Annotated in this window: 9 protein-coding genes, 1 tRNA gene and 1 other RNA gene; 7 read left to right on the top strand and 4 right to left on the bottom strand. The window is 65.7% G+C overall.

All coding sequences use genetic code 11. The features are described 5' to 3' along the window. Positions 1 to 68 precede the first annotated feature (68 nt). Positions 69 to 1,256: an integrase catalytic domain-containing protein gene (locus ACLQ62_RS02065; RefSeq protein WP_411719997.1), complete on the bottom strand. Its 1,188-nt coding sequence runs from the start codon at positions 1,254 to 1,256 to the stop codon at positions 69 to 71. A 165-nt stretch (positions 1,257 to 1,421) separates the two neighbouring features. On the opposite strand from ACLQ62_RS02065, the gene ACLQ62_RS02060 reads away from it, so the two are divergent. After that, positions 1,422 to 2,075, top strand: coding sequence for a hypothetical protein (locus tag ACLQ62_RS02060; RefSeq protein WP_411719996.1), 654 nt, complete (start codon positions 1,422 to 1,424; stop codon positions 2,073 to 2,075). A 73-nt stretch (positions 2,076 to 2,148) separates the two neighbouring features. On the opposite strand, the gene ACLQ62_RS02055 is transcribed toward ACLQ62_RS02060, so the two are convergent. Next, on the bottom strand, positions 2,149 to 2,958 hold the full coding sequence (locus ACLQ62_RS02055) for a DUF2382 domain-containing protein (protein WP_411719995.1): 810 nt from the start codon (positions 2,956 to 2,958) through the stop codon (positions 2,149 to 2,151). Positions 2,959 to 3,215: 257 nt separating this feature from the next. Between ACLQ62_RS02055 and ACLQ62_RS02050 the strand changes: the two genes are divergently transcribed. The 5 genes from ACLQ62_RS02050 to ACLQ62_RS02030 all read left to right on the top strand — a co-directional run bounded on the left by ACLQ62_RS02050 (position 3,216) and on the right by ACLQ62_RS02030 (position 9,098). Then, positions 3,216 to 3,929, top strand: a complete 714-nt coding sequence (locus ACLQ62_RS02050; protein ID WP_411719994.1) for a phosphatase PAP2 family protein — start codon at positions 3,216 to 3,218, stop codon at positions 3,927 to 3,929. Beyond that, positions 3,926 to 4,699 (top strand): hypothetical protein, encoded by a 774-nt coding sequence (locus ACLQ62_RS02045; RefSeq protein ID WP_411719993.1) that lies wholly within the window; start codon positions 3,926 to 3,928, stop codon positions 4,697 to 4,699. Before ACLQ62_RS02050 ends, ACLQ62_RS02045 begins: the two co-directional genes overlap by 4 nt. A gap of 31 nt (positions 4,700 to 4,730) precedes the next feature. Beyond that, positions 4,731 to 5,849, top strand: a complete 1,119-nt coding sequence (gene menC / locus ACLQ62_RS02040; protein ID WP_411719992.1) for an o-succinylbenzoate synthase — start codon at positions 4,731 to 4,733, stop codon at positions 5,847 to 5,849. A gap of 338 nt (positions 5,850 to 6,187) precedes the next feature. Then, positions 6,188 to 8,035, top strand: coding sequence for a helicase HerA-like domain-containing protein (locus ACLQ62_RS02035; RefSeq protein WP_411719991.1), 1,848 nt, complete (start codon positions 6,188 to 6,190; stop codon positions 8,033 to 8,035). A 478-nt stretch (positions 8,036 to 8,513) separates the two neighbouring features. Further along, entirely contained in the window at positions 8,514 to 9,098 is a 585-nt protein-coding gene (locus ACLQ62_RS02030; protein ID WP_411719998.1) for a GNAT family N-acetyltransferase, read from the top strand. Here the strand turns inward: ACLQ62_RS02030 and ACLQ62_RS02025 are convergent. Continuing rightward, positions 9,095 to 9,646: a hypothetical protein gene (locus ACLQ62_RS02025; protein ID WP_411719990.1), complete on the bottom strand. Its 552-nt coding sequence runs from the start codon at positions 9,644 to 9,646 to the stop codon at positions 9,095 to 9,097. The two genes, ACLQ62_RS02030 and ACLQ62_RS02025, sit on opposite strands and share 4 nt — an antisense overlap. A 221-nt stretch (positions 9,647 to 9,867) precedes the next feature. Continuing rightward, positions 9,868 to 9,955: transfer RNA gene (locus ACLQ62_RS02020), tRNA-Ser, on the bottom strand. Positions 9,956 to 10,075: 120 nt separating this feature from the next. Between ACLQ62_RS02020 and ffs the strand changes: the two genes are divergently transcribed. Beyond that, positions 10,076 to 10,172, top strand: an RNA gene (gene ffs / locus ACLQ62_RS02015) — signal recognition particle sRNA small type. Positions 10,173 to 10,297: the final 125 nt, after the last annotated feature.

Here is a 10,297-nt window from a genome sequence, read left to right as displayed (position 1 = left end):
CCTGTTGCCTCATGTCAATACCTCCGGGAAGGTCGATACGTTGCCTCAGATGAGAACCTTCGCGGAGATCACCGGTTGAAGGCTAGGTTGATGGCTGGTTTCACGACGGCCGGTTTCTTGGCCAGGGTGAGAGTCTCAAGCTGGCCGGTGAGGGCGAGGATCTGCCTCGACAGGGCAGCGGGCTTGATTCGTTTGAATTCCGCGTTCATCTGAATGATCGGCCGTTTGCGCATCTCCTCGCATGCAATCGCGCGCTGGTGCGGGGTGGTCGCGGTGTCGTAGCGTTTGGTCACTTTCGCGCCGTTGCGTTGCTTGAACACGAGCTTCTGCTGGGGCAGCAGGTAGTTCGTGAACACCCGGTCGAGGTCCCAGATCTCGTTCAGCAGGGCCAGCTCCGCCGGGGTGTCGTAACGGTGGTAGCCGACGAGTTCGCGCACGTGGGTCCAGTTCTTCTGCTCGACATGCGCTCCGTCGTTGCTGTTACTCGCCCGCGATCTCGTGAAGGTGATCTTGTTCGCCACGCAGTAGTCGAACAGGTGGTGGTTGATGAACTCGGACCCGTTATCGGAGTCGATGCCGATGATCGGGAACGGGAACACCCGGCAGACCTGCATCAGCGCTTCGAACACCCATTTCTCCGCCTTGTTCTGCACCGACCGGTTCACCGTCCAGCCGGTCGCGATGTCAGTAACCGTCAGGGTGAAACAGAACTCGCCCGACGCGTTCCCGCCCTCGTGGCCGACCAGATCGATCTCCACGAACCCCGGGACAGCGTCGTCCCAGTCGGCCCAGGTCCGGATCGGGATCTGTGACTTCAACAGGGTCCCGGGCTTGGTATGCGACCGGCCCCGCAGGATCAGCTTCGCCCGCTCCGGCGCCAGCCGCCGATCGATCGTCGCCGCGCTCATCCGCACCAACAACGCCGCCTCGGCATCGGTGAGATCCAGTTCGCCATCGCGGCGCAGCAACGGCACCAAGACGCCCAGCATCGGCGCGAGACGCTTCCCGGCCGGCGCCCGGAGCACCGCCCAGCACCTCACCAGCGCCGTCGTCACGGCCGGCCCATACCTCGGCGTCCGCCCCGCCCGGGGTTTCACCACCCTGAGCGTTAACGCGTCCCGCAACGCCGCCCGCGCATAGTCGCGATGCCACCCGGTCAACTCGACCACCTCGGTCAGGATCCGGCCCTTACCGGCCCGGTCGGCGCTGCGATACGCGAGCGCTTTCTTCTTCGTCACAGCCTGCCGCTGCGTCATCGTCAGCTCCATAGAAACGGGCGTATCCCACATCCACCGGCTCACCTCTCGACCCACGCCGAAGCGGAGGTTTTCAAATGAGGCAACGAATAGGGCCACGCGGAGGTTTCTTATGAGTCAACGCGCAGGCTTCTCACGACACCGGCAGCGCAGTAAACTCCGGACGTGGCCTCCGTGCAGGTGCCTGTCCGCGTTTCCGCCATCGTTCTTGCGGTGAGTGGCGCAGTCACCGCAGCTCTCGTGCCATTGCACCCCAGCATCTTCGATCGTCCTGTTGCTGAGGTCGTACGAGACACCGCCGCGTGGCAGCTCATCCATGTTGCCAGCATCCTCGTGTTTGCGTTCGCGTTCATCGGCGCCGTCGGCATCGTCGCCGTTCACGGCGGCCGACTGCGCCGATTCGGGCAGGTGGGGCTCGCCTTCTCCCTCTCCGGCGCCGTTGGCGGTTCCGCCATTGGCTTCTTCGAAGCGTTGGCATTTCCAGTTGTGGCGGACTCCGACCCACGGTTGTTGGATCTGAACGGCCCGATGTTCAGCTCATGGCTGTTCCTCGGGGCAGGGCTTCTGGCGATCGGGTGGGCGCTCGGCCTGGCGGTGATCGGAGTTGGAGCCGCCCGTGCGGCTGTATTCCCCCGCACGGCGGGCGTGCTGCTGGCTGCCAGCGGACCGGCGTACCTGGCATTGGGCGGACCTTTCATTCCTGTCGCCGGAGTGCTCTCAGGGGTACTGTTCGGAGCGGTTCAGCTGTGGTGGGCCTGGCTGATCTTTTCGTTTTCCGCCAGCCGCGCGGAGACCCGTCGCGGATCGGCCGAGCAATGAGGCGACGGTGGGGCGGGTGCACGAAGAAGCGGTCGGCCGGCGAAACGCCGACCGACCGCTTCGCTTCCCTCGGTCAGATACGGTCGCGACCCGTGCCGCGTGCCGTTGTGTCGTCTCCCTCGAGTTCGATCTCCTCGCGGGCGACGTCTTCCGTCACGGTCTGCTGCTCGGTGACAATGTCCTTGTCGAGCCGGACACGTTCCACCGGGACGGTCTCCTTGTTGACGACGACGCGTTCCTCGGTGAGCGTGACTTCGTGCTCTTCGCTGCTGAGGTCGGCGCCCGACACGGCGTCGCCGACGTTGGCATCCGTGATGGGCTCACGCTCCAAGCGGACCTCCTCGCGCTGCACCGGGACTGTGACGTTCTGCTGCTCGGTGACGACGTACTTACGCAGGCGCGCCTTGCCGGTCTGGACCTTCTGGGTGCCCACGTTGAGCTTCTGCTCCGAGCGAGTCATGGCGTCGTCGGTGTTCGGCCCCGAGGTGTCATGTCCCGGGCCCCCGACGGTGTCGCGGCGGTCGGTGGAGTCAGCGGTGTCGGTGTATCCGGCCCCGCCGGTGGAACCGGAGCTCACGCCGTAGTACTGGTAGAGCGCTTCCTGGTCCTCTGTGGAGAGTTCACCGTCCACGTCGATGCGCGGAGCATCCTTCACGAAGGCCTTGTCGTACTGAACGCGAAGGCCGTCGCTGTCGAAACTCGCGTTCTCGAGAGGGACGAACGATTCGCTCGTGCCGAAGAAACCGGTGTTGACGCTGGCCCAGACCGCGTGGCCGTCGTCCGGGTCGACGTACACCTGGCCGACTGTCCCGATCTTGTCTCCGTCTTTGTCATACGCGGTGGAGCCCATAACGGTGTCGATGGTGCTGGTCTCGATCATCATTGATTTCCTTTGCTCGATGGTTGTTTCGCGCAGGGGGCAGCGGGCGAGAAACAGCAGCCCGGGGACGGTGCTACTGGCTCAGTTAGTATGCGTCCGGACGGCACCGGATCGTCGGGGCTTGACTCTCGCTGCAAGGTGCCGGAACATGCGCCGGGTGTCCCCCGACCGCGGGGCGCAGTTCGCACCACATCCGCTACGTCGTTGTCAATGTCTGCACCGGATGACCGTTTCTGTCGGAGCCGGTGCATTATTAATCAATGTCTGAACAACGCGTCGATCCGTCGACACTGGCCGATCCGTCCGCAAAACGCGTCGCCAGTCACTGGCCGTGGATTTCCGGGGGTGTCGCCCTCGCGCTCGGAGCGATTCTCGCGGTCCTCATCATGCAACGCGGCAACGAACTCCCGTTCATGCTCGACTCCGAGTGGAGCGAAGAGGTCTTCGACGACGATCGCCTGCCGATTCTGGAGTGGATGTCGTACGGCATGAACTGGCTCGGCGGTGGAGCCTTCGCGACGTTCATCCTCCCCATCCTCATCGTCATCGTTCTGCTGGTTCTCAAAAGGCCCTGGTCTGCTCTGTTCTTCGCGCTTGTGTCGTTGGCGAGCGTCGGCCTGGTGCAACTACTGAAGAGCGTGGTCGATCGAGCCAGGCCGGAAGAGATGCTCGTGGTGAGCGATCACGGCTCCTTCCCGTCGGGCCACGCCGCGAACGCGGCGACCATGGCGGTCGCTCTCGGCATCATCTTCCCGAGGATCTGGGTCTGGGTCGCCGGCATTCTCTGGGTCGCCCTGATGATGTTCTCTCGCACCTACCTCGGCGTGCACTGGCTCACCGACACGATCGGCGGGGCGCTGCTCGGCGCTGGCGTCGTGCTCATCCTCTGGGCCCCGTTTGCGGCGAAGATCTCCGGCGAACCGATACGAAGGAAATCCCCGGCCGTCGTGGACCGCGAGGAGTCAGTGGCGTGACGTCGGCCCGAGAACAGGCGGATGCCGCCGCGCGCGACTGTGCCGCGGACATCAGGCTCGCAGCGAGCCTGACCGACTATGCCGAGGTCTGCCGCCTGCTCGACGACACGTGGGGGCGCGGGTCGGGCGCCGATCCGTCATTCATCCAGGCGATCGCCCACGCCGGGAACACCGTTCTGGTCGCCGAACGCGAGGGCACCGTGATCGGCGCCGTCGTCGGGGTGCTCGGCTGGGACCAGGGGCTGCACGTCCATTCGCACGTGGCCGCGGTCACGCCTTCGGCCCGCGGCGGAGTGGGATTCGCCCTCAAGCTCGCCCAGCGCGCGCTCGCCCTCGACAACGGCGTGAGCGAGGTCCGGTGGACGTACGATCCGCTCATCCGGCGCAACGCCCATCTCAACCTCGAGAAACTCGGCGCGACGGTGCGCGCGTATCACCCGGATTTCTACGGCCGGCTCGATGACGCCATCTCAGGTGCCGACCGGAGCGACCGGTTCGAGGTCAGCTGGCAGCTGGACTCCCCGGAGGTGTCAGACGCCATTGCACGGTCGCTGGCTCGCGTCGGTCGGTTGAGTGAATACACCCGGCCGACGGTGCCCGCGCATGATCACGGCATCCGGTTCGAACTTCACCCGGACTTCGAGGCGTTGCGACACGACGATCCGGATGCCGCCGCGGAATTCCGCGAGGCATCCCGCGCGGTCTTCGTGCCCGCCTTCGAGGAGGGTCTCTCGGTCCGGTTCGTCGACGGCGGCTACGTCTTCACGTGATGTGGCCCAGGCTGCGCGCTACAGTCAGCAGATGAAGGTCGACTCGATCACGCTGCACCGCATCGCGATGCCCCTTGTGCGCCCGTTCGAGACCAGTTTCGGTCGAGAGACCGAGCGCGTGGTTCTGCTCGTCCACCTGGTCACTGACGTCGGCGAGGGCTGGGGCGAATGCGTCGCCGGCGCGACGCCGGGTTACAGTTCCGAGTATGTCGAGGGCTGCGCCCACGTGATCGAGCACCACCTCGCACCACTGCTGTTCGGTGCCCCCGTACTGCGCGCCGCGGACCTCGAGCGGCTGTTCGCCCCGGTCGTCGGACACCGCATGGCGAAGGCGGCGCTCGAGGCGGCCGTCCTCGATGCCGAGCTGAGGGCATCCGGGACCAGCTTCGCCCGGCACCTGGGTGCCGTCCGCAACGAGGTCGACTGTGGTGTCTCGGTGGGCATCAGCCCGACGATTCACGAGCTGCTCGACGAAGTACAGGGCTATGTCGACGCCGGTTACCGCCGCATCAAGCTGAAGATCAAACCGGGCTGGGACCTCGAACCGGTTCGCCGCGTGCGTGAACTGATCGGGCCGGATGCCGCGCTGCAGGTCGACGCGAACACCGCGTACACGCGCCGAGACATCCCCCATCTCCGGCGGCTCGACGCGTCCAGGCTGCTTCTCATCGAGCAGCCATTCGATGAGGAGGACATCGCATCACACGTCGCCCTCGCGCAGGCGATCGAGACGCCGGTCTGTCTTGACGAGTCCATCGTCTCGGCGGGTGTTGCGATCGACGCGATCGAGCGCGGCGCCACCTCCATCGTCAACGTCAAACCGGGCCGGGTCGGTGGCTACCTGCCCGCTGTCGCGATCCACGACGCCTGCCTGGCCCGCGGCATCCCGGTCTGGTGCGGCGGAATGCTCGAGACAGGCATCGGCCGGGCGATGAACGTGGCGCTCGCGGCACTGCCGGGCTTCACGCTGCCGGGCGATACGAGTGCCTCCGACCGTTACTACGCCGAGGACCTCACCGAGCCGTTCGTGCTGAACGACGGCCGGCTCGCCGTGCCGACCGGCCCGGGCTCCGGGGTGACCGTGCGCACCGACCTCGTCCGGGCGTGGGCGGTCCAGCCGCCGCGGCTTCTGCAGCCGCGGGCGCGGTGAACGAGAACACCCGGTCCGGCCGGGCACAACCCGCCCGCCCCGTGGTGCCGGGCCGCAACGGGTGAAATGGTCGGCGCCCGGACGGCACCGCCCGGCTGAACCACACCCGCTCGGGAACCCGGAAGGAGAATCGAAGGGTCCGTCCTCTCGACGTGGACAGATCCCCTGTATTTCCTCCGAATACTTCGGGCGATTTCGAACTGCGGGGATTTTGCTCAAGCCGGCTCCTCAAGGCACGAAACGGCAGCCGAGGCGGAGAATCTCCGACGTTGCGAACAGCGCCGCCGGATCCCCGCAATCCCTCGGCCGGGGGAGGGGCCGATGGCTAGGCTCGTGGCATGAGTGACGCACCCGATTCCCTCGCCGCTGCCCGTGCCGAAGCCGCCGCGCTCGCGGAGGCGGCCGAGCAGGCGCAAGCCGCGGCGGCGGCGGCGCTGAAGCGGTTCGAGGAGGCTGCAGCGGCAGCCGCCACTGAGGCACAGGCACAGGCCACGAAGAACCACGCTGCCGAACCCGCGGCCGCAGCTCCGGCGCCTACTGCCTCCGCGGCATCCGGCCCACTGGACACCGCCGACATCGCGAACATCCGCGCCGGCTATGCCTTCGAGGGCCCGGCTCTGCAGATGGGCGCGCTCATCAACGGCGACCCGCTGCCGGACGTGCAGGTGCGCATCCCGCTCGCGATGATGAACCGGCACGGCCTCGTCGCCGGCGCGACGGGAACCGGCAAGACCCGCACCCTGCAGGGACTGGCCGAACAACTCAGTGCCCACGGCGTCCCGGTGTTCGCCGCAGACATCAAGGGCGACCTCTCCGGGATGGCGGTTCCCGGCGAAGGCAGCGAGAAACTGTTCAGCCGCACGAAAGGGATCGGCCAGGACTGGACCCCGGATGCCTTCCCGCTCGAGTACTTCTCCCTCGGCGGTGTCGGCAGGGGAGTGCCGATCCGCGCGACGATCGCTGGTTTCGGACCGATTCTGTTGAGCAAGGTTCTCGGCCTCAATGACACCCAGGAGTCCAGCCTCGGGCTCGTCTTCCACTACGCCGACAAAACCGGACTGCCCCTGCTCGACCTCACCGACCTCCGCGCCGTGCTGACGTTCCTCGCGAGTGACGAGGGCAAAACAGAACTCAAGGACCTCGGCGGGCTCTCCAGCGCCACGGTCGGTGTCATCCTGCGCGAGCTCATCATCTTCGCCGACCAGGGCGCAGACGTGTTCTTCGGTGAACCCGAGATCGACACGGCCGAATTCCTCCGCACCACCTCCGACGGCACGGGCATCATCAGCCTGCTCGAGGTGCCCGGGGTGCAGGATCAACCGGCACTCTACTCGACCTTCCTCATGTGGCTGCTCGCCGACCTGTTCAACGACCTGCCCGAGGTCGGTGACCTCGACAAGCCCAAACTGGTGTTCTTCTTCGACGAAGCTCATTTGCTCTTCCAGGATGCGTCGAAGGATTTTTTGGCACAGATCACCCAGACCGTGCGACTGATCCGTTCGAAGGGCGTCGGGATCTTCTTCGTGACGCAGACGCCGAAAGATGTCCCGGGCGACGTGCTCGCGCAACTCGGCTCGCGTGTGCAGCACCAGTTGCGCGCATTCACGCCCGACGACGCGAAGGCGCTCCGTGCCACCGTCTCCACCTACCCCAACTCCGGCTACGACCTCGAGGAGACGCTGACCGTGCTCGGCACCGGCGAAGCCATCGTCACGGTCATGAACGAGAAGGGCGCCCCGTCGCCCGTCGCGTGGACCCGGCTTCGCGCTCCCCAGGGATTGATGTCGCCGAGTCCGGATGCCGCCATCGACGCGGCCGTCGCGGCATCCGTTCTTCTGCCGAAATACGGCACCCCCGTGGACCGTGAGTCAGCGCGCGAGATCCTCGCGGCGAAGATGGAGTCCGCGAATCAGGCGGCGGCGGCCGAGGAGGCGGCCCTGGCGCAGGCGAAGGCCGAAGCGGAGTACGCGAAGCAGAAAGCCGCGATGGACAAGGCACAAGCGGCCGCGCAGAAAAAGGCGGATGCCGAATACGAGCGACTGCTCCGCAAAACCCAGGGCACGACCCGACGCACAAGCACCCGCAAATCGAAGACAGTGCTCGAGGAGGTGCTCACGTCGCGAGCGACGAAGACGATCCTCACCGGCGTCGTCGAGGGAATCTTCGGCACCCGCCGGCGTCGGTAGGCCAGCGACCGGAACCAGATCGGCAGCGGAATCAGCCCGTCCGGCTTCGGCCGATCGGATGCCGCACGCAGCGTCGCCGCGACATCACAGAGAATCCGGGTCGCACAGTTGTCGTCCGGCTCGGCGTGGTCGGCCAGCGGATCCCCGCCCCACTCCAAAACTGCGGCGCGATGAGCTGCCGGCGGCGAAGGTATTCGTCGAGCGTCGCGGGCTGCCAGGTCAGGCGATTCAGCCAACGACGGGTGCGATTCACCGAGGCACTGTTCCCAACTTCGGAGTTTCGCGACGAAACGCGCTCTCGAGGGCCGGAAGCGGCTGTTCCTGTCGGATTCTCCGACGTTGCGAACGGCCCTGGCCTGGAGGGGTGCACCGCCAACCAGTTTCCAAAGGAATTCCGGAGTGACCGGCCTCATGCGCCCACGGACCACACCATTTCCCTCCCGAATGCATCACTCACCTGCGTAAACTCAGGCGAGTGATGCGCATTCGGCCGTATGAGCCCAGAGACCGTGCCGATGTCGTCGATATTTGCATCCGAACCGGCGACAACGGGCAGGATGCCACGGGGCTGCACTCCTCGGACGCCCTGCTCGCCGACATCTACGCGCTGCCGTATGTCAACCATGAGCCCGGGCTGGCCTTCGTCGTCGACAACGGCGAGCGAGCCGTGGGGTACATCCTCGGCGCGGCAGACACGAGGGCCTTCGCCGAGTGGTTCAGCTCAGAATGGTGGCCGACGGTCGCCGGGAAGTACTCCAGCGACGGAGAGCTCGAGCGCTCGATCATCGCCTCGGCGGAGAACCCCGAGCGGATGCTGATCGCCGCCGTCGATGAATACCCGGCTCATCTGCACATCGACCTGCTGCCCGAGGCGCAGGGCCAGGGACTCGGCCGCCAGCTCATCGAAACGATGGCGGCGGCCCTGGCCGAGCGGGGTATTCCGGGACTGCATCTCGTGGTCGGCTCAGGGAACACGAACGCCCAGGCGTTCTACCGTCGGGTCGGGTTCACCGAACTGGCCTCCGATGCCGGCGGCATCGCGATGGGGATCAAGCTCGCTTAGGGCATCCGGCTGGGTCGGCGCTCGAACCAGTAGAGCATCTCCGGGCGCGTGGTCTGCAGCTCGTCGAGCGTGACGGGGTGATCGATGTGCTCGATCGGCGCCATCGTCAGGTGCGAGGCGATGCGGTTGATGCCGTTGCGCGACCAGTATTCGCCACGCATCCGCACGAGCGGGCGACCGCCGGCATCCAGCACGAACATCTGAAGCCGCGACTGCGACGCCATCGTGCGATGCATCTCGAGCATGACCACACGGCCGATCGAATCGAGCGGCACGCGATTGGTTCCGAAGAAGAAACGCCGTTCGAGCAGGTGCGTGGGCGTCACACTGATGCACACCCGCAGGTAGCGATACACCCCGAAAATCACGACGACGATCACCAGCGTCTGGACGGCTGCCACCCACACCCACGCCCCGGTCGGGATGGTCAGCCAGTAGAGCACGAGCAGCACAGGCACACTCAGTGCAAGGAGCGCGGCAATACCTTGGGCCAGCAGTCCCTGGCGCACGCGAACGGACACCACCACCTCATTGGTCTCAATCGTCACGTTGCGCCCCCGCCTCGAGATTCATTCTGGGGCATGAACCGGTGAATCGGGTAGCCACCCATCCGGGGAATCGTTCATATGCTGAAAGACCACGAACGGATGCTGCGGGAACCGGCTCTGGGGTGGCGCCGTGGTGAAGAGAACTGGCGTGGGCCAGGCCACTGAGCGGGCGCTGTAGCAAAACGCAGAAACGCCCACCGTTGCCGATGGGCGTTTCTGTGTGGCGGAGAATGGGGGATTCGAACCCCCGAGGGCGTTAACCCAACACGCTTTCCAAGCGTGCGCCATAGGCCACTAGGCGAATTCTCCTGGCCGGTTTTCACGTTCGCACGTTTTCAACCTCAGCTATCCTATCCTGCTTGCGGATGGCATCCGAACGCAGAGCCGCAACGCGCGCACAACCATCGGCTCGGATGTCATAGAATGGATGCTGGCTCCTCGCGTGGCGCCATCCAGGCCAACTCCCCCAGGACGGAAACGTAGCAAGGGTAACTGGGCTCTGGTGGGTGCGCGAGGAGTTTTACTTTGTCCGGAGGCAATCGCACAAGAGTCATTGCACAAGAGTTCTTGTGCATCTACACTCGGAGCATGACCACCCCCGACGCCCTGCCAGACCCTGCTGTCGTCTCGCTCACGAGCGCCAAGCAGATG

The organism is Mycetocola sp., assembly GCF_046716805.1.
Lineage (GTDB): Bacteria > Actinomycetota > Actinomycetes > Actinomycetales > Microbacteriaceae > Mycetocola_A.
The sequence above is the reverse complement of the archived record's forward strand: the minus strand, read 5'-3'. Positions and strand labels throughout refer to the sequence as shown.